23 protein-coding genes are annotated in these 21,198 nt (G+C 70.0%); 10 read left to right on the top strand and 13 right to left on the bottom strand.

Annotated elements, in window-relative coordinates; translation table 11 throughout:
* Nucleotides 1–123: 123 nt before the first annotated feature.
* From gshB to rsmI, 6 genes are all read right to left on the bottom strand, one after another.
* Nucleotides 124–1,071, bottom strand: coding sequence for a glutathione synthase (gene gshB / locus ACODSY_RS00230; protein WP_488949611.1), 948 nt, complete (start codon nucleotides 1,069–1,071; stop codon nucleotides 124–126).
* Between the two features lie 64 nt (nucleotides 1,072–1,135).
* Nucleotides 1,136–2,779 (bottom strand): alginate O-acetyltransferase AlgX-related protein, encoded by a 1,644-nt coding sequence (locus ACODSY_RS00225; RefSeq protein WP_488949610.1) that lies wholly within the window; start codon nucleotides 2,777–2,779, stop codon nucleotides 1,136–1,138.
* A complete protein-coding gene (locus ACODSY_RS00220) occupies nucleotides 2,780–4,219 on the bottom strand; it encodes an MBOAT family O-acyltransferase (protein WP_488949609.1) in 1,440 nt (479 codons plus the stop codon).
* 94 nt (nucleotides 4,220–4,313) lie between these two features.
* Entirely contained in the window at nucleotides 4,314–5,129 is an 816-nt protein-coding gene (locus ACODSY_RS00215) for a transglutaminase family protein (RefSeq protein WP_488949608.1), read from the bottom strand.
* Nucleotides 5,130–5,136: 7 nt separating this feature from the next.
* Nucleotides 5,137–5,508, bottom strand: coding sequence for a YraN family protein (locus tag ACODSY_RS00210; protein WP_488949607.1), 372 nt, complete (start codon nucleotides 5,506–5,508; stop codon nucleotides 5,137–5,139).
* Entirely contained in the window at nucleotides 5,505–6,371 is an 867-nt protein-coding gene (gene rsmI / locus ACODSY_RS00205) for a 16S rRNA (cytidine(1402)-2'-O)-methyltransferase (protein ID WP_488949606.1), read from the bottom strand. The genes ACODSY_RS00210 and rsmI overlap by 4 nt, the downstream gene beginning before the upstream one ends.
* Nucleotides 6,372–6,483: 112 nt before the next feature.
* On the opposite strand from rsmI, the gene ACODSY_RS00200 reads away from it, so the two are divergent.
* The gene (locus tag ACODSY_RS00200) at nucleotides 6,484–7,317 is read left to right on the top strand and encodes an AraC family transcriptional regulator (protein WP_488949605.1); all 834 of its coding nucleotides are present in this window, start codon (nucleotides 6,484–6,486) and stop codon (nucleotides 7,315–7,317) included.
* On the opposite strand, the gene hemW is transcribed toward ACODSY_RS00200, so the two are convergent.
* Nucleotides 7,314–8,462 (bottom strand): radical SAM family heme chaperone HemW, encoded by a 1,149-nt coding sequence (gene hemW, locus ACODSY_RS00195; protein ID WP_488949604.1) that lies wholly within the window; start codon nucleotides 8,460–8,462, stop codon nucleotides 7,314–7,316. The two genes, ACODSY_RS00200 and hemW, sit on opposite strands and share 4 nt — an antisense overlap.
* Entirely contained in the window at nucleotides 8,459–9,058 is a 600-nt protein-coding gene (gene rdgB / locus ACODSY_RS00190; protein WP_488949603.1) for an RdgB/HAM1 family non-canonical purine NTP pyrophosphatase, read from the bottom strand. Before rdgB ends, hemW begins: the two co-directional genes overlap by 4 nt.
* A gap of 398 nt (nucleotides 9,059–9,456) precedes the next feature.
* On the opposite strand from rdgB, the gene ACODSY_RS00185 reads away from it, so the two are divergent.
* Both ACODSY_RS00185 and ACODSY_RS00180 read left to right on the top strand, forming a co-directional pair.
* The gene (locus ACODSY_RS00185; protein WP_488949602.1) at nucleotides 9,457–10,014 is read left to right on the top strand and encodes a DUF2975 domain-containing protein; all 558 of its coding nucleotides are present in this window, start codon (nucleotides 9,457–9,459) and stop codon (nucleotides 10,012–10,014) included.
* Between the two features lie 9 nt (nucleotides 10,015–10,023).
* Entirely contained in the window at nucleotides 10,024–10,263 is a 240-nt protein-coding gene (locus ACODSY_RS00180) for a helix-turn-helix domain-containing protein (protein ID WP_488949601.1), read from the top strand.
* Nucleotides 10,264–10,266: 3 nt separating this feature from the next.
* Here the strand turns inward: ACODSY_RS00180 and ACODSY_RS00175 are convergent, their stop codons facing one another.
* Together ACODSY_RS00175 and rph are read right to left on the bottom strand one after the other, a co-directional pair.
* Entirely contained in the window at nucleotides 10,267–10,698 is a 432-nt protein-coding gene (locus ACODSY_RS00175) for a PaaI family thioesterase (RefSeq protein ID WP_488949600.1), read from the bottom strand.
* A 477-nt stretch (nucleotides 10,699–11,175) separates the two neighbouring features.
* A complete protein-coding gene (rph, locus tag ACODSY_RS00170) occupies nucleotides 11,176–11,892 on the bottom strand; it encodes a ribonuclease PH (protein ID WP_488949599.1) in 717 nt (238 codons plus the stop codon).
* 147 nt (nucleotides 11,893–12,039) lie between these two features.
* On the opposite strand from rph, the gene hrcA reads away from it, so the two are divergent.
* From hrcA to dnaN, 3 genes are all read left to right on the top strand, one after another.
* Nucleotides 12,040–13,065 carry a heat-inducible transcriptional repressor HrcA gene (hrcA, locus tag ACODSY_RS00165; RefSeq protein ID WP_488950142.1) on the top strand — a complete coding sequence of 342 codons (1,026 nt, stop codon included), beginning with the start codon at nucleotides 12,040–12,042 and terminating at the stop codon, nucleotides 13,063–13,065.
* 25 nt (nucleotides 13,066–13,090) lie between these two features.
* Nucleotides 13,091–13,738 carry a nucleotide exchange factor GrpE gene (gene grpE, locus ACODSY_RS00160; RefSeq protein ID WP_488950141.1) on the top strand — a complete coding sequence of 216 codons (648 nt, stop codon included), beginning with the start codon at nucleotides 13,091–13,093 and terminating at the stop codon, nucleotides 13,736–13,738.
* Between the two features lie 182 nt (nucleotides 13,739–13,920).
* Nucleotides 13,921–15,039, top strand: coding sequence for a DNA polymerase III subunit beta (gene dnaN, locus ACODSY_RS00155; protein ID WP_488949598.1), 1,119 nt, complete (start codon nucleotides 13,921–13,923; stop codon nucleotides 15,037–15,039).
* Between the two features lie 41 nt (nucleotides 15,040–15,080).
* Here dnaN and ACODSY_RS00150 read toward each other — a convergent pair whose 3' ends face one another.
* Nucleotides 15,081–15,329 (bottom strand): zinc-finger domain-containing protein, encoded by a 249-nt coding sequence (locus ACODSY_RS00150; protein WP_488950140.1) that lies wholly within the window; start codon nucleotides 15,327–15,329, stop codon nucleotides 15,081–15,083.
* 147 nt (nucleotides 15,330–15,476) lie between these two features.
* Between ACODSY_RS00150 and ACODSY_RS00145 the strand changes: the two genes are divergently transcribed.
* Nucleotides 15,477–16,421: an ABC transporter ATP-binding protein gene (locus ACODSY_RS00145; protein WP_488949597.1), complete on the top strand. Its 945-nt coding sequence runs from the start codon at nucleotides 15,477–15,479 to the stop codon at nucleotides 16,419–16,421.
* 16 nt (nucleotides 16,422–16,437) lie between these two features.
* Here the strand turns inward: ACODSY_RS00145 and ACODSY_RS00140 are convergent, their stop codons facing one another.
* The gene (locus ACODSY_RS00140) at nucleotides 16,438–16,992 is read right to left on the bottom strand and encodes a GNAT family N-acetyltransferase (protein WP_488949596.1); all 555 of its coding nucleotides are present in this window, start codon (nucleotides 16,990–16,992) and stop codon (nucleotides 16,438–16,440) included.
* A gap of 79 nt (nucleotides 16,993–17,071) precedes the next feature.
* Between ACODSY_RS00140 and mutS the strand changes: the two genes are divergently transcribed.
* Genes mutS through ACODSY_RS00125 form a run of 3 tightly spaced genes read left to right on the top strand, consistent with a single transcriptional unit; the run spans nucleotide 17,072 to nucleotide 20,766 of the window.
* Nucleotides 17,072–19,768, top strand: coding sequence for a DNA mismatch repair protein MutS (gene mutS, locus ACODSY_RS00135; protein ID WP_488949595.1), 2,697 nt, complete (start codon nucleotides 17,072–17,074; stop codon nucleotides 19,766–19,768).
* Complete coding sequence (locus tag ACODSY_RS00130; RefSeq protein WP_488949594.1) at nucleotides 19,765–20,373, top strand: HAD-IA family hydrolase; 609 nt, start codon at nucleotides 19,765–19,767, stop codon at nucleotides 20,371–20,373. Before mutS ends, ACODSY_RS00130 begins: the two co-directional genes overlap by 4 nt.
* Nucleotides 20,374–20,427: 54 nt before the next feature.
* Entirely contained in the window at nucleotides 20,428–20,766 is a 339-nt protein-coding gene (locus ACODSY_RS00125) for a hypothetical protein (RefSeq protein WP_488949593.1), read from the top strand.
* On the opposite strand, the gene ACODSY_RS00120 is transcribed toward ACODSY_RS00125, so the two are convergent.
* A complete protein-coding gene (locus ACODSY_RS00120; RefSeq protein ID WP_488949592.1) occupies nucleotides 20,763–21,101 on the bottom strand; it encodes a hypothetical protein in 339 nt (112 codons plus the stop codon). The two genes, ACODSY_RS00125 and ACODSY_RS00120, sit on opposite strands and share 4 nt — an antisense overlap.
* Between the last annotated feature and the right edge of the window lie 97 nt (nucleotides 21,102–21,198).

Here is a 21,198-nt window from a genome sequence, read left to right as displayed (position 1 = left end):
TTGAATCCAGGCGAAAGTTATCCACAACCCAGCATACGGTCGAGCTCAGATCAAGAACAAAAAACGAACCTACGGGGAAAGTAAGACGTTTCCGTAACTTCCGGACGTCTCTTCGACAACAACCTAAGCCGTTGCGCGCAGGGCCTCGATCCGCCCCCACATCACGTCCGTGGCGTCGATTCCGGTGAAGCGCTTCAAGGCCACTGCCCCTGTTGGCGACGTGACGTTGATCTCGGTGAGGTGGTCGCCGATCACGTCGATGCCCACGAAGATCAGGCCGCGGGCCTTCAGCTCGGGGCCGATGGCGGCGCAGATCTCGCGGTCGCGGGCGGTCAGTTCGACGGGCTGCGCCTCGCCGCCGACGGCGAGGTTCGAGCGGATCTGGCCCTTGGCCGGCACGCGGTTGATGGCGCCGACCGGCTCGCCGTCGACCAGCAGGATGCGCTTGTCGCCCTTGGTCACCGACGGCAGGAATTTCTGCACGATCACCGGCTCGCGGCCGAGCTCGGCGTGGATCTCGAGCAACGAGTCAAGGTTGGGGTCGTCCTGAAGGTGGCGGGTCACGCCCGAGCCGCCGCGGCCGTTCAGCGGTTTAAGCACGATGTCCCCGTGCCGCGCGCGGAAGTCGCGGATCGCCTCGCGGTCCCAGGTGATCAGGGTGGGCGGCTGCAGGCCGGGGAACTTGGTGACGAACAGCTTTTCGGGCGCGCTGCGCACCTCGACGGGATGGTTCACCACCAGGGTCTTCGGGTGGATCGCCTCCAGGAAGAAGGTGGCGTCGATGTAGTGCATGTCGAACGGCGGGTCCTGGCGCATCAGGACCGCGTCGAACTCGGTCAGCTCGACGCGCCGAACCGGACCGGCCTTGAAGTGGTCGCCCCTCACTCGCTGGACCTCGACGTCGCGGCCGCGCGCGAACACCCGGCCGTCCTCCATGGCGAGGGAGTCGGTCAGGTAGACGAACAGCGAATGCCCCCTCGCCTGGGCGGATTCCATCATCAGGAAGGTCGTGTCGCCTTCGATGTTGATCCCCTCGATGGGGTCCATCTGGACTGCGACCTTCAGGGACATGCGGCGATCCTTCGTCTTCGGGTCCCGCCGACATAGGGCGTCCGGAGGCCCGGCGCCAGCGAAGCTAGCGGTTGCGAATCCAGCCCGGCGGCAGGTCGGCGGCCTTCACGCCCTTCAGCACCAACTTCGCGCCCTGCATCTCCACGACCGTGTCCGGCCCGTCCTGGTGGACCGTGTAGGCGACGCCCAGGTCGATCTCGACGCGGTCGCCCTCCTGGGCGTTGAAGTCGACGACGGTGTCGGCGCCGGCGTCCGCGAAGCTGTTGAAGATGTCGGCCCCGCCGCCGCCGCGCAGGACGTCGTCGTCGCGGCCGCCCGAGAGCCAGTCGGCGCCGGCCCCGCCGTCCAGCGAGTCGCGGCCGCGCCCGCCGCGCAGCATGTCGTCGCCGCGCAGCCCGCTGAGGGTGTCGTCGCCCATCCGCCCCTGGATGTCGTCGGGCGCGTTCGTGCCCTTCAGGACATCGTCGTCCTCGCCGCCGCCGAACATGTTGCGCTTGCCCTCGTAGCGGGCCGTCTGGCGGACGATGTAGCGGCTGCGTTGCGCCACGGCCTGGGCGATGCGCGCCTGCGCCTCGGGCGGCGCGGGGGGCGCCTCGCCCATGGAGACCAGCAGGCCATTCTCCAGAACCTCCATGGCGACGATGTCAGGCTGGAACCGCTCGACCAGGTCAGGCCGCCAGAAGCCGTCCTGATTGTGGGCGGCGATGATGCGGCTGAAGTGGCCGTACAGGTACGGCATCAGCGCGTTGGAGAACGAGTCCAGGGTAATCAGCAGCACGGGCTTGCCGGTCTGGCCGGTCTCGATGAGGCGCAGGCCCGTCCAGTCGGCCTTGGCGTCGAGGTGGGTGATGCGCACGGACTGCGCCGTCGACGGGTCCTCGATCTGCGGGAAGTCGGGTTTGACGAAGCTGGCCACGCCCAGCATCAGCGCCAGGTCGCGCGGCACGCCCCCGGGACTCACCTCACCGACTTCGGCGAAGCTCTCCAAGGGCCGCGGCCCCTCGGTGAGGCCTTGGGCCTGCAGACTGCGCATGAACGCCGCGTAGCCCTGGTAGGCGCCCAGGCCGGTCCAGTGGCTGTCGTAGCGGTCGTAGACGTGCAGGCCCCACCGCCGCTGCTGCTCGAGCGGCGTATGGGGGTAGACGACCGTCCCCGCGCCCGAGGCGCCGGCCAGGCGCGAGAGCGTCACGGCCGGCCGGTTGACGTCGAGCTTGAACCAGCCCGGCGTGTTGGCCGGATAGACCGTCTCCTTCACCGGCGGGACCAATACGACGTAGGCGCGGCCCTGCGCGCGCATCGCCGCGGTGCGGCCGGCCAGGGCGTCCAGCCAGGCGCGGGCAGCTGGGTCGTCCATCGGCGGGTCGCCACGCGCGGCGCCCAGCTGGTTGCCGGGGTCGCTGAACAGCCAGTTGTCGCGGCCGACCACGACCTTGGGCGAGCCGCTGACGCCGAACGCCATCCGCAGGCGGTTCACGGCGGCGATGAGTTGGGTGCGAGGCGGGAAGTGGTCGGCCACATAGGCGTCGGTGGCCTTGCGGAAGGCGGTGAGGCCGCCCGGACCCGACGGCCATGCCGGCTTTGGCGCGAGGGTGCGGTTCTCCTGCAGATCGGGCTTCGGCACGACGTGGGGCAGCACGAACGCAGCCGCGAGCACCGCGACGGTCGCGGCGATCAGGCGTCCCCAGTGTGCGCGGCGGGCGTCGGCCATTCAGAACCGGAAGTAGAGGAAGGGGTTGAGGGTGGTCCCCGCCAGGATGGCGATGCTGAGCACCAGGCCGGTGATCAGGACGGGGGTCGAAAGGACGTGGACGCCCTGGGTGTCGAGGCGGCGCTCCAGCGTGTGGGCCGGATCGAGCTTCGGCGTGCGCAGGCGGTCGAGCAGCCAGGGCAGGGTGGGGACCGCGAAGACCAGGCCGGCGGCGATGGCGCCCAGCATCTGCGCGTCCAGCAGGACGAAGGTGGCGGCGGGCATGCGCGGGGTCCCGCCGACCCCGGCCATGACGGTCAGGTATTCGATGGCCTTGGGCAGGGTCTCGGCGCGGAACAGCACCCAGCCGATCATCACCGCCAGCAGGGCGTAGGCGTGGCCGACGAACCTCGGCGCCGCGTCCAGCAGGCGGCCCAGGCCGAAGCGTTCGATCAGCAGGAACGCCCCGTGGTAGAGGCCCCACAGGACGAAGGTCCAGGCCGCCCCGTGCCAGATGCCGGTGAGCAGGAAGACCACCAGCAGGTTGCGCACCGTCTTGAGCTGGCCTTCCCGATTGCCGCCCAGCGGGATGTAGACGTAGTCCCGGAACCACGACGACAGCGAGATGTGCCAGCGCCGCCAGAACTCGGTGATCGAGCGGCTGGCATAGGGATGGTCGAAGTTCTTCGGGAACGTGAAGCCCAGCATGAAGGCCAGGCCGATCGCCATGTTCGAATAGCCGCAGAAGTCGAAATAGATCTGCAGCGAATAGGCCAGCGCGCCCAGCCAGGCGCTCGCCGGATCGAGCAGTGCGGGGTTCAGGTTGAAGGCGTGGTCGGCCAGGGGCGCCACGCTGTTGGCCACCAGGACCTTCTGGCAGAGGCCGACGATGAAGTACTGCACGCCCAGGCCGATGCGCCCGGTCTTGCGCCGGTCGGCGTGCAGCTCTTCCGCGATGTTGGCGAAACGCACGATCGGGCCGGCGATCAGGTGCGGGAACATCAGGATATAGGCCGCGAACCGGGTCAGGCTGGGTTCCGACTCCACGCGCCGCCAGTAGACGTCGGCCACGTAGCTGATGAGCTGGAAGGTGAAGAACGAGATCCCCAAGGGCAGCGCCAGATGGATTTCGGGCAGGGGCGCGCCCGGCAGCATGACGTTGAGGTTGTGGGCCAGGAAGGCGGCATACTTGAAGATCGCCAGGACGCTGAGGTCGAGGACGATCAGGCCGGTCAGCCAGGCCCTGCGCCGTCCGATGCTCTCGCTGGCGGCCAGCACGCGCGAGCCCGCGTAGTTCGCGAGGATGAGGGCGGCCAGGAGGAAGATGTAGGGGCCCTCGCCCCAGACGTAGAAGGCTACGCTGCCCGTCAGCAGGGCGGCCGTGCGCCAGCCCGAGAGGTAGTAGCCGAGCAGGAAGACCGGCAGGAAGTAGAAGATGAAGATGATCGAACTGAAGACCATCTTCGTCCGCCGAGAGTCCCGCCTGCCGATTCGCGGAGGGCACTTTGGGCGAGCAGGGGGCTTCGATGCAACCGCCGCTCGTCGACGGATCGGGCTAGTTCAGCCGCAGCCGGACCCGCTCGCGTTGGGCGCGGGCGGCCAGGGCCGCGCCGCCGTCCAGGGCCGTGGCGCGTTGCAGGGCCTCCAGCGCGCCGGCCAGCGCGCCTTGCCCCTCGCGGGCGGCGGCGACGTCGAGCCAGGGGCGATGGTCGGTGGGGTCCAGCAGGGCCCGGCGCAAGGCGGCGCGCTCGGCGCGGGCGAAGTCGCCGTAGGCGCTGGCGTTGGCGTAGACGATGTTCTGCAGCCGCAGCAGGACGGCGCGGTCGCTGACGGGCGCCATCAGGCGGTCCAGCCGGTCGGCGACGTTCGGGGTCAGGCCGGCGTGCAGGGCGCGTCGCGTCAGTTCGGACGGCAGCACCACCCGGCCCTCGGAGAACGGGTCCAGGGCCAGCGGGCCCTCGTCGGTTTCGATGCGCAGCAGGAAATGGCCCGGGAAATCGACCCCCTGCAGCGTGATCCCGCAGCGGCGAGCGGCGTGCAGGTAGAAGAGGCCGAGCGTGACGGCCAAGCCCTTGCGGCGGCCCGCCACCGAGATGACGTCGGCGTTGTCGGGATCCTCGATGGTGAAGAGATCGCCCGACAGGCCCAGGTCGCCGGCCATGGTCTCGGCGATGGCCTCCTCGGGGCTCTCGCGCTTCAGCCGCTCGGACAGGCGCTCCACGGCGATGGCGGCCATCTCGCGCGCCGCACCGGGGTCGCGCGCGGGCTCCTCGTGGATGGCGCAGGCGATGGCAGCCTCCAGCAGCGGGAACTCGCCCTCGGCGGCGCTCCCGGCTCCCGACAGGATGCTTTCAGCCTCGTCCCGGTCCATCCGTCCCTCAACCGCCCTTCCAGGCGTCCGGAATATGCCTAGGAAGCCGCCCCGGCGCGAGAGCCAGCAGGTCCAGGCGCACGGCGCAGGACGACAGTCCCGGCCGGTTGGCTGCAAGCGCCGCGCCAGCCCGGCGCAAACGGTCCCGCTGGTCTAAAGTCACGGTTTCCAGCGCGAGTTCCAGGCTGGTGCGGCTCTTCACCTCCACCACGGCCAGCACTTGCCCGCGTTTGGCCAGGAGGTCGATCTCGGCCTGCGGCGTCTTCAGCCGGAAGCCCAGGATGCGGTAGCCCTTGGCCATCAGCCACGCCGCCGCCCAGGCCTCGGCGCGCCGACCCGACAGCCGCGCCGCCGCGCCACGGGCGACGCGGACGTTCAACGCTTGAGCTCCAGGGCGCGCCGGTAGAGGTCGCGGCGCGGCAGGCCCAGCGCCTTGGCCACCTCGGCTGCGGCGTCGGCGGGCTTCAGCCGGCCCAGGGCGTCCCGCAGCGCGGCGTCGGCGTCCGCGGCGGTGGCCTCCACCTCGCGGCCGGGCGCCACGAGGATGACGATCTCGCCCTTCGGCGCGTCCAGTTTGGGATCGGCGGCCAGGCTGGCCAGCGTCCCGCGGTAGAAGGTCTCGTAGAGCTTGGTGAGCTCGCGGCAGACCACGGCCTCACGGTCCGGGCCCAGCACAGCGGCCATGTCGGCCAGGCTGTCGGCCAGGCGTGAGCCGCCTTCGAAGAGCACCAGAGTGGCGCGCACGCCGGCGAACTCTTCCAGGAAAGTGCGCCGCGCCGCGCTCTTCGCAGGCGGAAAGCCCACGAACAGGAAGCGGTCGGTCGGCAGGCCGGCCGCGGAGAGGCCCGCCAACAGGGCCGACGCGCCGGGGATCGGATAGACACGGTGGCCGGCCTCGGCCGCCTCGCGCACCAGCCGGTAGCCCGGGTCGGAGATCAACGGCGTGCCGGCGTCGGAGACAATGGCCACCCGCTGGCCTGCGGCGAGGGCGGCCATCACCTTGGGCCGCACGCGCTCGGCGGCGTGCTCGTCGTGCCGTTCCATCCTCGCCTTGATGCCGAACGCGCTGAGCAGCTTGCCCGACACCCGCGTGTCCTCGGCCAGCACCAGGTCGGCCTGGTTCAGCACGTCCAGCGCCCGCAGGGTGATGTCGCGCAGGTTCCCGATGGGCGTGGCCACGACATAGAGGCCCGGCGCCAGCGGGGCGTCGTCGAGCGCGGGGGTGGGCAGGGCGCGGGCCATGGGGCGGAGGGTTCGCCGCTCCGGCGCACAAAGGCAAGTTGCAAGCGCAACAGCGATCAAGCGGCTAGGTTGCCCACGGCCCACAACGGCGGCGTGTTTCGTGGGAGCGGTCATGGACTCCGTCCAGAAGGCGATCTGGTTCGTGGAAGGCCATCTCGGCGAGGAGATCACCCTCGACGACGTGGCCGACGTGGCGGGCCTGTCCCGCCACCACATGGTCCGCGCCTTCGGCCAGGTCACCGGCCGCTCGGTCATGCGCTATGTCCGCGCGCGGCGCCTCACCGAGGCGGCGCGTGCGCTGGCGGCCGGGGCGCCCGACATCCTCTCGGTGGCTCTCGAGGCCGGCTACGGCTCTCACGAAGCGTTCACCCGCGCCTTCCGCGACCAGTTCGGCGTCACGCCCGAGCAGGCGCGCGGCCGAGGCTGCGTCTCGAACCTCGAACTCGTGGAGCCGATCACCTTGGACGACACCCAGATCCTCGACATTGGACCGCCGCGCTACCTCGACGCCGGCCCGTTGCTGCTCGCCGGCCTGGTCGAGCACTACAGGGACGGCAACATGGCCGCGATCCCGAACCAGTGGCAGCGCTTCGGCCCCTGGATCGGCCATGTGCCGGCCCAGAAGGGCGGCGTCACCTACGGCGTTGTCTGGAACGGCGACGACGAGCGCACCACCGACTACCTCACGGCGGTCGAGGTGGCGGACTTCGGGGAGCTTCCCGACGAGCTCAATCGCCTGCGCGTGCCGGCCGGGCGCTATGCCGTCTGGCGCCACGCCGGGCACATCACCGAGATCCGCTCCGTGTGGCGGACCGTCTGGGGCGAATGGGCGCCAAAGTCGGGCGTGACCTTGGCCGACGCGCCGTTCTTCGAGCGCTATCCCGACACCTTCGATCCGGTGTCGGGCGAGGGCGGTTTCGAGATCTGGCTGCCGGTCGCAGCCTAGGCGGTGGCCAGCTCGGCGGTGAGGCGGTTGAGCACGAGGCGGCCCGCCGCCGTGGCGAGCAGGCGCAGCGGGTCGTCGGCAATGAGGCCGAGGCCGACGAGCCGACGCACCGTTGGATGGCCGGGCGACAGGTCGAGGGCGGCGAGTTCGGCGAACGGGACGCCGGCTTCGATCCGCATGCCCAGAAGCACGCGTTCCTCGGCGGCTTCGACCGGCGACAGCCTCTCGCGGCTGGCGAAACCGAGCCCGGTGTCGCCGACCCGGCGGATGTAGTCCGCGGGGCGCTCGGCGGCCTGGGTGGCGGTGCGGGCGCCGTCCACCGTCAGGCGGCCGTGCGCGCCCGGACCCGCGCCCACATAGTCCCAGCCCCGCCAGTAGACGAGGTTGTGGCGCGATCGGGCGGCCTCGCCCCGGGCGTGGTTGGAGACCTCGTAGGCATGGAAGCCCTCCGCCTCCAGCACAGCCTGGGTGGTGTCGTAGAGGTCGGCGGCGAGGTCCTCGACGGGGGGCGTGAACACCTTGCGCCGGACCGCGCGGTCGAAGGCGGTGCCTTGCTCGATGGTGAGCTGGTAGGGCGAGACGTGTTCGGCGCCCAAGGCCACGGCGGCGCGCAGCTCGTCGGCCCACGCGTCCGGCGCCTGGCCCGGCAGCGCGTAGATCAGGTCCAGCGACAGGCGCGGGAAGATCCGGGCGGCGGTCTCGGCGGCGCGGCGGCCCTCGTCGGCGCCGTGGTTACGGCCCAGGAACTTCAGCGCCGCATCGTCCAGGGACTGCAGGCCCAGCGACAGGCGCGTGACGCCGGCGGCAGCCAGGGCGGCGAAGCGATCGGCCTCGGCGTCGGTGGGATTGGCCTCCAGGCTGACCTCAAGGTCGCCGGCGGGCGTCCAGAGGCGGCGCGCCGTTGCCACGATCTCGGCCGCCCAGGCCGGATCGATCAGCGAGGGCGTGCCGCCGCCGAAGAAGACCGAGACCAGTTCGCGGGGGCCGGTCAGCGCCCGCTGGGCTTCCAGGTCGGCGACGATGGCGCGGGCCAGGTCCGCGGCCTCGGCCTCGCGCCCCTTGGCCCTGAAGACGTTGAAATCGCAGTACGGGCAGATCTTCGCGCAGTAGGGCCAGTGGACGTAGACCCCGAGAGGGGTGATCAAAGCAGGGCGGCCTTGAGTTTCACGAAGGCGCGGGCGCGGTGGCTCATGCCGTCCTTGGTGACGGGGGCCATCTCGCCGAAGGTGAGGTCGTGGCCTTCAGGCTGGAAGATGGGGTCGTAGCCGAAGCCCTTGTCGCCGCGCGGCGGGAAGGTGAGCACGCCATCCACGCGGCCCTCGACGACCACGGCCGGGCCGTGGGGCCAGGCGACAGCCAGGGCGGAGGTGAACCAGGCCGAGGCGTCGTCGGCGCCGACCTCCTCCAGCCGTTCCTCGACCTTGCGCATGGCCATGGCGAAGTCCTTGTCCGGCCCGGCCCATCGCGCCGAGAAGATGCCGGGCGCGCCGTCCAGCGCCTTCACTGAGAGGCCGGAGTCGTCCGCCAGCGCGATCATCCCCGAGGCGTCGGCGGCCGCCCGGGCCTTCAGCAGCGCGTTGCCGACGAAGGTGGTCTCGGTTTCGTCGGGCTCCGACAGGCCCAGTTCGCCGGCGGCGACCAGCTCGAACCGTCCGTCCAGGATTTCGGCCAACTCGCGCGCCTTGCCGGGGTTGTGGGTCGCGACCACCAGCCGGGCGCCGGGCTCGAGCTTCAGGGCCATCGTTAACTCCGCGGTGATTGCGCCGGGACATTACCCCCGCCGCGCTCTGTTGCATTGCGAAAGTTTAATATCGTTACTCGATATTCACGTGATCGAAAATCGATGTGGGCGTATCGATAATCACATCAGGACATCGGGTCCTGGCACACAAATTGCTGCAGCGCAGCACAAACTAGGAGAACCAAAATGTCCGCCAATGTGATGAACCAACTCGACCGCGCCGCCATGATGTTCGTGGTCGTCCTGGCCGCCATGCCGATCCTCAGCATCGCCGCCCGCGCCGCCTTCCTCTAAGACTCGGAACCGGAGTTTATGAGGTTCGTCCGATCCGCCCCGGGCTTGGCCCACTCGGCCACGCCGCGGCGGATCCAGACGACCACGCGGGGGAGCTAGCAGGCATGCGCGCCTTGGGTCCGGGCTCGGTTTCGAGCTTTCTGAAGATCATCCTGGATGTCGTCTTCGCAGCCCTCTGGATCGGCGTCGTCGCCCTTTCCCTGATCACGCTCGCGGCGCTGCTGCTGAGCTTCAATCCCGACCTCCTCGCCAACCTGACCCAAGCCACCGACCCCGGCGCGATCGCCAGGGACAGCGCGCTGGGCGAACTGGCGTCGAAAGGTCCTTCCATCACCAGCGGCCTTTTGGCCGCCGCGCTCTACCTGGCGGGCGTCCTGGTCATCGTGGGTTCGCTGCGGCGGATCTTCATGACCCTGACCGCCGGCGACCCCTTCCACCCCGACAATGTGGCGCGCCTGCGCCTGATGGGCCTGATGCTCGCTGGCCTGGAGCTGGGCCGCTATGCCTTCTGGGCGCTCAGCGCCTGGCTGCTGCCGGGCGTCAACCGGATCGAGCCCAGCATGAGCCTGACGCCCTGGTTCTCCGTCCTCGTGGTCTTCGTGCTCGCGGAAGTGTTCCGCGAAGGCGCCCGCCTGCGCCGCGAAGCCGAGCTCACCATCTAAGGCCGCCCGATGCCGATCCGTGTAAGCCTCGATCGCGTGCTGCTGGAGCGGCGGATGTCGCTCACCGAGCTGGCCGACCGCGTGGGCGTGACCATCGCCAACCTCTCGATCCTGAAGACCGGCAAGGCGCGCGCCGTGCGGTTCTCGACCCTGGCGGCCCTGTGCCGCGAGCTGGACTGCCAGCCGGGCGACCTGCTTGTCTACGAGGCCGGCCCCGACGATGGCTATATCGACGACGAGGACGAATAGGCTTCAGCTCCGCGGATAGAGGATCACCTGAGTGCAGCGGAAAGCGGCCATCAGCTTGCCCGTGGCCGCATCCTCCATCCGAGCGTCCCACACCTGGGTTGTGCGTCCGCCGTGCAGCAGGGTTGCGGTGCAGACCGCCTCGCCCCCGCGCAGGGTGCCGGTGAAGTTGCACTTCACCTCGGCGGTGGTGAAGCCGCTCGCCCCCTCGGGCCAGGCGGTGGAGACACCATAGGCGCAGAGGATGTCGGCCACAGACAGTACCGCGCCGGCCAGCAGGAACCCCGTGTGGGCGACGAGATCGGTCCGAACGGGGAGCCTGCCGACGACGCGGCCCGGCTCCACCTCGGTGATCGTCAGGCCGAGGTGTCCGGGAAGCTTGCCCACATTGGCGCGGTTCAGATCCTCGACACTGGTGCGGTTGGTAGTGGCCGGCACGCGCATTCTCCCCTGGTTGCAGCGAGCGTCCCCGGTCTGCACGGGCTCTGCAACAGCTCCACCGTGGTTGCACCGCAACGCAGGTCGTGCGGCATTGCAGCGCAATTATATTCACTAACGGGAGAAATACTTGATTTCCCCGAGGAGCGGGGCCATATGCCCAGCTACGCTGCATTGCACAAAAAGGAGTGACGCAGATGGTCGCCCTGTTCGAAAAGTTCCTCGACGCGATGTTCGCCCCGCTGGCGCGCGAACTCGAGCGCCTGCCGGCTTCGGCGATGCGCTTCAACGTGTTCTTCTGATCCACGACGAACGCTCCTTCTCCCCCTGCGGGAGAAGGTGTCGGCGTCAGCCGACGGATGAGGGGTCGCACGGCGTTGTCCGGCGACCCCTTCGTCGTTTCAGGTGGAGAGGTTGGCGCGACCCCTCATCCGTCACCCTGCGGGCGACACCTTCTCCCGCAGGGGGAGAAGGACACTAGGAGCCCGTCGCCGCCCGCTGCAGCTCGCAGAGTTCGCCGATGCCCTTGCGGGCCAGGGAGAACAGGGCCTCGAACTCGGCCTGGCTGAAGCCGCGCTTCTCGCCCGTGGCCTGGATCTCGACGATGTCGCCCGATCCCGTCAGGACGAAATTGGCGTCGGCCTCGGCGTTGGAGTCCTCCTCGTAGTCGAGGTCCAGCACCGGCGTACCCGAGAAGATGCCGCAGCTCACCGCGGCCACCTGGTCGAGGATCGGGTCGGTGGTGATGAGGCCCTCGTCCAGCAGGTACTTGGTGGCCAGCCGCAAGGCGACCCAGGCGCCGGTGATCGATGCAGTGCGGGTGCCGCCGTCGGCCTGAAGCACGTCGCAATCGAGGGTGATCTGGCGCTCGCCCAGGGCCTTCAGGTCGATCACGGCGCGCATGGAGCGGCCGATCAGGCGCTGGATCTCCTGGGTGCGCCCGCTCTGCTTGCCCTGCGCGGCTTCACGGCGGCCCCGCGTGTGGGTGGCCCGCGGCAGCATGCCATACTCGGCGGTGACCCAGCCCTGGCCCTTGCCGCGCAGGAAGCCCGGGACGCCCTCTTCCAGGCTGGCGGTCACCAGAACCTTGGTGTGGCCGGCGGTGATCAGGCAGGAGCCCTCGGCATAGCGGGTGACCCCCGTCTCGAGCGTGATCGGGCGAAGCAGGTCGGGGGTGCGTTCGGAGGGGCGCATCTCGTCTTGGGTTCTTGTGTGCGCAGCTTGCGCCGCTGAGGGCCGCGCTTATCCTAGATAGCGACGGCCGCGTCCATGGCCGCCGGAGAGACCTTGCCGAACCCTGTGACGCCTCCACTGTTCTCCCACGGGCCGACGCTCACCGACATGGATTCCCGGGCGCGGGAAATCTTTCGCCGCATCGTGGAGAGTTATCTGGAAACGGGAGAGCCGGTGGGCTCGCGCACGCTGTCCAAGGCCGGGGTGTCGCTGTCGCCGGCGTCGATCCGCAACACCATGCAGGACCTGACCCAGCTCGGCCTGCTGGGCGCGCCGCACGTCAGTGCGGGCCGGCTCCCGACCCATGCCGGTCTGCGCCTGTTCGTCGACGGGCTGATGGAGGTGGGCGACGTCGGCGACGACGAGCGGCGCAACATCGAGGCCCGCCTGCGCGCCCATGGCGGCAACTACGAGGACGCGCTGAACGAAGCCTCAGCGATCCTTTCGGGGCTGGCCGGGGGCGCGGGGATCGTGGTGACGCCCATGCGCGACGCGGGCGTGACGCACGTGGAGTTCGTGCCGCTGTCCGGCGACCGGACGCTGGCGATCATGGTGTTCGACGATGGATCGGTCGAGAACCGCCTGATCCGCTTGCCGGCCGGCGTGACCCCGTCGGCGCTGCAGGAGGCCTCGAACTTCCTCAACGCGCGCCTGCGGGGCCGCACCCTGGGCGAGGCGAAGGTCGATCTTCGCGCCGAATTGGACCGCGCCCGCCAGGAGCTCGACGCCACCGCGGCGAAGCTGGTGGAAGACGGGCTGGCGGCCTGGGGCGGCGGCGAGGCCGAGGAGCGGGCCCTGATCGTGCGCGGCCGGGCCAACCTGCTCGAGGACCGCGAGGCGCTGGAGGATCTGGAGCGCGTGCGCTCCCTGTTCGAGGACCTGGAGCAGAAGGAGCAGCTGATCCAGCTTCTCGACGGCGTCCGGGACGGCGAGGGGGTGAGAATCTTCATCGGCGCCGAAACGCGACTCTTTTCCCTTTCAGGTTCCGCTGTGATCGCGGCGCCCTATATGACGGGCGCGCAGAAGGTCGTGGGCGCGATCGGCGTCATCGGCCCTGCGCGTCTGAACTATGCCCGGATCATTCCGTTGGTGGACTATACCGCCCGCGTGCTTGGCCAGGTGATGAACGCGTAAGCGAGGCAGGCGGAAGTGGCGCCGTCTGCCAAGCGATAAGACAACCAAGGGTCCGAACCAAGAGATGTCCGAAGAGAACACGCCCGCCGACTTCGAAGCGGATGGCGACGAAGGCAACGCCAACATCGACAAGCTGCTGGCCGAGATCCAGTCGCTGAAGGAGCAGGTGCTCCGCTACGCCGCCGACGCCGAGAACACCAAGCGCCGCGCCGAGCGCGAGATGAACGACGCGCGCGCCTACGCGATCACCAAGTTCGCCCGCGACCTGCTGGGCGCCGCCGACATCTTCGACCGCGCCCTGGCCGCGGCGCCGGCGGACGCCGAGGGTCCGATGAAGAACTTCATCGTCGGCGTCGAGATGACCGCCAAGGAGCTGCAGGGCGCGTTCGAGAAGAACGGCCTGAAGAAGGTCGATCCCGCCAAGGGCGAGAAGTTCGACCCGCACAAGCACCAGGCGATGATGGAACAGCCTGACACCGACGTCGCTCCCGGCGGCGTGGTCCAGGTGATGCAGCCCGGCTACGAGCTGCTGGGCCGGCTGGTCCGCCCGGCCATGGTGGTCGTCGCGGCCAAGGCCGCCGGCGCGCCGAAGCCCGAGGGCGGCGGCGGACCCAATCCCTATGGCGCCGGCGAGGACGCCGACTCCGGCGGCAGTGTCGACACCCGCGCCTGATCGCCCGTTCGATACGCCTTTGAGACGCCCCGCGGCCTTCGCGGGGCGTTTTGCTGTGGGTGAGGCGGTCCCGCTCTTTCCCGCCTGTCGAATTTGGCTAATGTCGCAAGTCCCCTCTTTTCGGGGCGCATGCCGGCACGGGTGATTCGCCGACGGCGTGCGATTGGCGAGCCGGGACCGACATGAAGCTTACGATCGAACGCGCCGCGCTGCTTCGCGCGCTGGGCCACGTGCAGAGCGCCGTCGAGCGCCGCAACACCATTCCGATCCTGTCCAACGTCTTGCTGTCGGCCGAGCGCGACCGGCTGACGTTCTCGGCCACGGACCTGGACCTCGAAATCATCGACGAGGCGATGGCCCAGGTGGACCAGCCCGGGCAGATCACCGCCCCGGCCCACACGCTCTATGAGATCGTCCGAAAGCTGCCCGAAGGCGCCGACGTCTCGCTGAGCTTCACGGGCGACGATCCGCGCCTGACGGTCGCCGCCGGGCGCTCGCGCTTCAACCTGCCGGTGCTGCCGGCCGGCGACTTCCCGGTGATGTCGGCCGAGGGCTTCGCGGGCGCGCTTGAGGTCGATGTGAACGACCTGATCCGGCTGATCGACAAGACCCGCTTCGCCATCTCCGCCGAGGAGACGCGCTACTACCTGAACGGCCTCTACGTGCACACGGTGGTGATCGACGGCAGTCCGCGCCTGCGCGCCGTGGCCACCGACGGTTCGCGCCTGGCGCTGGCGGATATGCCGGCCCCAGAGGGGGCTGCAGGAGCTCCGGGCGTCATCGTGCCCCGCAAGACCATCGGCGAGCTGCGCCGCCTGCTGGAGGACGCGGGCGAGAACGTCAGCCTGCAGATCAGCCCGCAGAAGGTGCGCCTGGAGATGAGCGGCGCCGCCCTGACCTCGAAGGTGATCGACGGCAACTTTCCCGACTACGGGCGGGTCATCCCCAAGGACAACAACCGCACGGTCATGGTCGACGCCAAGCTGTTCGCCCAGGCGGTGGACCGGGTGGCCACCATCTCGGCCGAGAAGAGCCGCTCGGTGCGCATGGCCATCGAGAGCGGGCGCGTGGTGCTCACGGTCCGCAACATGGAAGCCGGCCAGGCCGTCGAAGAGCTGGAGATCGACTACGACGGCGAGCCCTTCGAGCTGTCGTTCAACGCCCGCTACCTGCTGGACATCACCGACCAGATCTCGGGCGGCAGCATGGAGCTCCGCTTCGGCGGTCCGAACGATCCGGCCCTGGTGCTCGATCCGGGCGACGCGGACGTCCAGTACATCCTGATGCCGCTGCGGGTGTAGGGCGCTGAAATCCCTCCCCGTCAGGGGAGGGAAAGGTGAGGTCAGTGCCCGTGGGGCCCCTCGTAGACCCCGGGAGCCAGACGCTCGTCCTCGGGCCCCTCGCTGCCGGCAGCGAGGACGAAGCGGCGGTCGCAATAGGGGCACTCCACGAAGGTGGCCTCCCCCATCTCCAGCCACACGCGCGGATGGCCCAGCGCGCCGCCGACGCCGTCGCAGGCGATCCGGCCGGTGCGCACCACGATCACTTCGGGGGCCGGCAGGTCGGGCGTCAGCGCCGGTTGGGCCGGCATCGGCTCGGGCTGGGTCTGGGCGGAAGCGCCCTTGTTGCGGACGATACGGGCCATAGTCTTCAAAACCTCGATGCCGCCCGGCTTGGCTGAGGGGCGGCGCGCGCCTAGGTATGCGACCGCGGCTTTCGCCGTCAACGACAGGACGACATGGACCTTCCCGATTACGCGATCGAAGCGCGCGGTCTGACCAAGACCTACGCCGCCACCAAGACGACGCCCGAGATGAAAGCGCTGAAGGGCCTGGACCTGGCGATCCCCCGGGGGTCGATCTTCGGCCTGCTGGGGCCAAACGGCGCGGGGAAGTCCACCTTCATCAACATCCTGGCCGGTCTCTGCCAGAAGACGTCGGGCACGGTGACCATCTGGGGCCGCGACATCGACAAGAGCCCGCGCGACGCCCGCGCCGCGATCGGCGTGGTGCCGCAGGAGATCGCCGCCGACCCCTTCTTCACGCCGAAGGAGGCGCTGGAGGTGGCCGCCGGCATGTACGCCGTGCCGAAGTCCGAGCGGCGCAGCGACGAGCTGCTGGCCGCCCTGGGCTTGGCCGACAAGTCGAAGGCCTATGTCCGCCAGCTCTCGGGCGGGATGAAGCGCCGGTTGATGGTCGCCAAGGCCATGGTGCACAACCCGCCCGTCCTGATCCTGGACGAGCCGACCGCGGGCGTGGACGTCGAGCTGCGCAAGCAGCTCTGGAACTACGTCCTGGAGCTGAACCGCAAGGGCGTGACCATCGTGCTCACGACCCACTACCTGGAAGAGGCCCAGGAGCTCTGCGACCAGATCGCCATCGTCAACCGCGGCCAGGTCGTGGCCTGCGAGCCCACCACGACGCTGCTGCGCCGGATGGACACGCGCAAGGTGCTGGTCACGCCTGAGGAGCCGCTGACCGCCGCGCCGACGCTGGCGGGCTTCGAGACTTCGTTGCTGAAGTCGGGCGGCTTCGCGGTCAGCTATCGGACCGGCCAGTCCAGCGTCGAGCAGGTGTTGGCCGCCATCCGCGCCGCCGGCCTGCACATCAAGGACATTTCCACCGAGGACCCGGACCTGGAGGACGTGTTCGTCTCGCTGACCTACGCGGCGGAACAGGCCTGACGTCGCCTCGGGCTCCTCACCGCGAAGGCGTGAGGAGCCCGATGTCGGCCCAGCGGTAGGCGACCTCGTGCAGCATTGCGCCGCCTGGACCGGGCTCGAGCCTCGCCGGTTCCGCCACGCCGCCCAGGTGCTCGTAGAAGCCGCGCGCGGCGAGGTTGTCGCGCAACACCGAGATCAGCAGGGACATCGCTCCGCGCGCGGCCAGGGCGCGGGCGGCCTCGGTCAGCAGCCGCGCGCCGATGCCCCGGCCCTGGGCGGTCTTCAAGACATACAGCGTGGCGATCTCGGCCTCGCCCGCCAGTCTCCGGCGCGATGGCCCCCCTTGCGCGTAGCCGACGATGCCGGCGCGATCGGCGGCGGCCAGGGTCACGTCGTCGAGCCCCGGGCGCAGCAGCGAACGGGCGAACCGCCGCGTGTGGCTTTCCACAGACATGCGCGCGAGGTAGGCGTCGGGCAGCAGGTCCCGGTAGGTCTCGCGCCACGAGGTGACGTGCGTCAGGGCGAGAGCCTCGGCGTCCGCCGGGCCGGCGGGGAAGAGAACGAACCGCGTATCGACGCTGTCATGTGCCATCTATCCACAGCTTGGCGCTCGCATGATGCGGTTCAAGGGGGTGCGGGACTCACCCCCGGCCATTAACGTCAGCCGCTTGATGAACGCCCAGGTTCCTTCCGCCACGCCCGATCCCGCCGCCGGCGCCACGCCGGTGATGGCGCAGTATTTCGAGGCGAAGGCCCGCCAGCCCGACGCGCTGGTGTTCTTCCGCATGGGCGACTTCTACGAGCTGTTCTTCGAGGACGCCCAGAAGGCCGCCTCCATCCTGGGCATCACGCTGACCGCGCGCGGCCAGCACGGCGGCAATCCGATCCCGATGGCCGGCGTCCCGGCGCACGCCATGGAGGCCTACCTCGCCAAGCTGGTGCGCGCCGGCTTCAAGGTGGCGCTGTGCGACCAGCTGGAGGACGCGGCCGAGGCCAAGCGGCGGGGCGGCCACAAGGCCGTGGTGCGCCGCGACGTCACCCGCGTGGTCACGCCCGGCACCCTCACCGAGGACGGGCTGCTCGACGCGCGCGGGGCCAATCGCCTGGCCGCGGTCTCGGTGCGGGCCGGGTCGGCGGCGGTGGCCTGCGTCGAGCTCTCCACCGGCGAGGTCGAATGCCTCTCGATCAGCGTCTCGGGCCTGGCCTCGACGCTGGCTGCCTTGGGACCGTCCGAAGTGCTGGTTCCCGACCGGCTGTTCGCCGACGAGGCGGTGTCGACGGCGCTGAAACAGGCTGGAGGCTTCGTCCAACCGATGCCCAGCGCCCTGGCCGAGCCGGGCGCGTCCGAGACGCGGCTGAAGCGTCTGTACGGCGTCGACACCCTGGACGGCTTTGGCCAGCTCTCGGGCGCCGAGGTTTCGGCCCTGGGCCTGATCGCCGCCCATCTCGAGACCACTCAGGCGGGCCGGATGCCGGCCCTGTCGGCGCCGCGCCGCGCGGGCGAGGCGGACGTCATGGTCATCGACCCGGCGACGCGCGCCAGCCTTGAGATCGAGAAGTCGACATCAGGCGCGCGCGACGGCTCGCTGCTCTCGGCCATCGACCGCACGGTGACAGCGCCCGGCGCGCGGATGCTGGCCTCGCGGCTGGCGCGGCCGCTGCTGGATCCTGTCGCCATCGACGCACGCCTCGACGCCGTGGCCTGGTTCTGCGGCCAGCGGGGCCAGCGGCAGAAGCTGAGAGAGACGTTGAAGGGCCTGCCCGACATGGCGCGCGCGCTGAGCCGCCTGGCGCTGGGGCGCGGCGGCCCGCGCGACCTGGGGTCCTTGCGCGACGGCCTGAACGCCGGAGAGGCGGTCTGCCAGCTCTTCAGCGCGACCAAGGACCCGCTGCTGACCCTGCCGACCGAGACGGCGCAGGCGCTGGGCGCGCTGTACCTGCCGAACGCGCCGGACCTCGCGGTCTTCCGAGACATGCTGGTCGCCGGCCTCGGACCCGACCTGCCGGCGCTGACCCGCGACGGCGGCTTCGTGGCCGACGGCGTGCGGCCCGAGCTGGACCAGGCCCGCGCCCTGCGCGACGACAGCCGTCGGGTGATCGCCGCCCTGGAGGCCCGCCTCGTCGAGGAGAGCGGCGTGTCGCTGAAGGTGCGGCACAACGCGGTGCTGGGCTATTTCGTGGAGACCACGGCCAAGGCGGCCGAGCCGCTGATGCAGGCGCCGCTGAACGCCACCTTCATCCACCGCCAGACTCTCGCGAACCAGGTGCGGTTCACGACGGTCGAGCTGGCCGAACTGGACGCAAAGATCGCCCAGGCGGCCGAGCGTGCGCTGGCCATCGAGCTGGACACCTTCGAAGCCTGGCGCGCCGCCGCGACGGACGTCGCGCAGCAGATCAAGGCGGCGGCCATGGCGGCCTCCACCCTCGATGTCGCCTCGGCGCTGGCGGAATGGGCCGACGACGTGGGCGCGACGCGGCCCGTCGTGGATCGCTCGACCGCCTTCGAGGCGGAGGCCGCCCGCCACCCGGTGGTGGAGAACGCGGTGCGCCGCGCGGGCGAAGCCTTCACGCCCAACGACTGCCGGCTGGACGGATCGGGCGTGAGCGCCGCGCGGCTCAGCCTCGTCACGGGCCCGAACATGGCCGGCAAGTCGACCTTCCTGCGCCAGAACGCGCTTCTCGCCGTGCTGGCGCAGGCGGGCTGCTTCGTTCCGGCGAAGCGCTTGCGGATCGGCGTGGTGGATCGTCTGTTCAGCCGCGTGGGCGCCGGCGACGACCTGGCCCGGGGCCGCTCGACCTTCATGATGGAGATGGTGGAGACCGCCGCCATCCTCAGCCAGGCGACGCCGCGCAGCCTGGTGATCCTGGACGAGATCGGCCGCGGCACCGCCACCTACGACGGCCTCGCCATCGCCTGGGCCTGCGCCGAGGCGCTGCATGAGACCAACCGCTGCCGGGCGCTCTTCGCGACGCATTATCATGAACTCGCGGTGCTCGAGGGGCGTCTGCCCTACGTCTCCAATCTCAGCCTCAAGGCCAAGGAGTGGAACGGCGACCTGATCTTCCTGCACGAGGCGGGCCCTGGCCCAGCCGACCGATCCTACGGCGTGCAGGTAGCGAAGCTGGCCGGCGTGCCCGCGCCGGTGGTTAGCCGCGCCCGCCAGGTTCTGGAACGCCTGGAGCGCGAGGCCGCCGGCCCGGCCAATCTCGACGACCTTCCCCTGTTCGCCGCCGTGGCCGAGCCCGAGGCCAAGTTCGGCCCGAGCAAGGTGGAGGAAGCGCTGTCGGTGCTGGACGTCGACGGCATGAGCCCCCGCGAAGCGATGGACGCGCTCTACCGGCTGAAGGGGCTGATGGGCGGGGCGTGACGCGGCTCAGGGCGCTGATGGTGGATGTCGACGGGGTGGTGATCCGCCCGCGTCCCGGTGGCTGGGCGGCGGAGATGGAGGCCGACCTCGGCCTCTCGACGCGGGCCCTGCAGGAGCATTTCTTCCGGCCACATTGGAACGACGTGGTGCTGGGAAGGGCCGGGCTGCACGAGAGATTGGCGCCCGTCCTGGCCCAGCACGCCCCGCACCTGACGTCCCAGGCCCTCGCCGCCTACTGGTTCGAGAAGGACGCGAGGCTGGACGACATCCTGCTGGCCGACCTCGCGGCGCTGCGGGCGCACGGCGTCGAACTGCACCTGGCCACGATCCAGGAGCACGAGCGGGCGGCCTACATCTGGGATGAGCTGGGCCTGCGGGATCGATTTGACGCCATGCACTACGCAGCGGACCTGGGCTGCAAGAAGACGGACAGGTGCTTCTATAGCCTTGTCGAGGCGCGCACGGGCCTCCGGGGCGCCGAACTCGCCCTGCTCGACGACACGGCGGCCAATGTGGAGGCGGCGCGTGCTGCCGGCTGGGGCGGTGCGCACTGGACTGGCGACGAGCGGTTGGCCGAGGTGCTGGCGGCGAACGCCCTTCGCTGATCGGGCTGCGAGTGGCTAAGCTCGCCACCTCATCGATCAACCCGGAGTCATCTGGTGGTTCTCCCCTTCGTTCTCGCCATGATGGCGACCGGCCCCGCCTACATGGTCGGCGCCATTGACAACTCCGGCGTCGCGCGGCCGCTGAAGGTCATGACCTATGAGGGCAAGCAGGTCTGCACGATCAGGCTGACCGACGCCGGCGACCACGCGGTGCTCGCCGCCGGCGGCTGCACGGCGATGGGCGGTTTCGCCGGTGCGGTTCGCGTCGGGGGCGACTTCAAGGAGCAGCGCTACCTCGACGCCGCGGGCGCCCAGGTGGCGCGCGGCCGGGAGGCCGAGGACGGCTTCTGGATCTATACGCCGGACAACAAGCGCTACTATCTCGCGCGCTAGCGTTTCACCCGCCTCCGCTTCACCACGGTCACCGTGAAGGCCGACCCGGCCTTGGCCTTCAGTCGCTTCCGCGCCGCGTCGGCCAGGGTGGGCTTGCCGGCGCTGACGGTCGAGCACTGAATGGCGGTCTTCGGCTTGGCCGGCGCCAGGCCGTGACGCTTCCGCGCCTGCTCGTCCTGCCCCGCCTGCTCGGCGCGGGTCTGGGCGGTGCGCGCGGTGAGGTCCTTGATCAGCGCCTTTCCCTTGCGGGTCCGGCCGGTAAGCGAAGGCGCCACGTAGCGGTTGGCGTTCCAGCCCACCGGGGTGGACCCGCCGCGATACGACCCCTTGCTCATCTCACTCACTCGAAGCGGAGCGCGGGCATAGCGGGGTGAAAGCGCCGGGAAAAGCGCGAACCTCCTGCGCGCGTTAACGAAGTCGCCTATATGCCTA

It is taken from the genome of Phenylobacterium sp. FG114, from assembly GCF_057809855.1.
The sequence above is the reverse complement of the archived record's forward strand: the minus strand, read 5'-3'. Positions and strand labels throughout refer to the sequence as shown.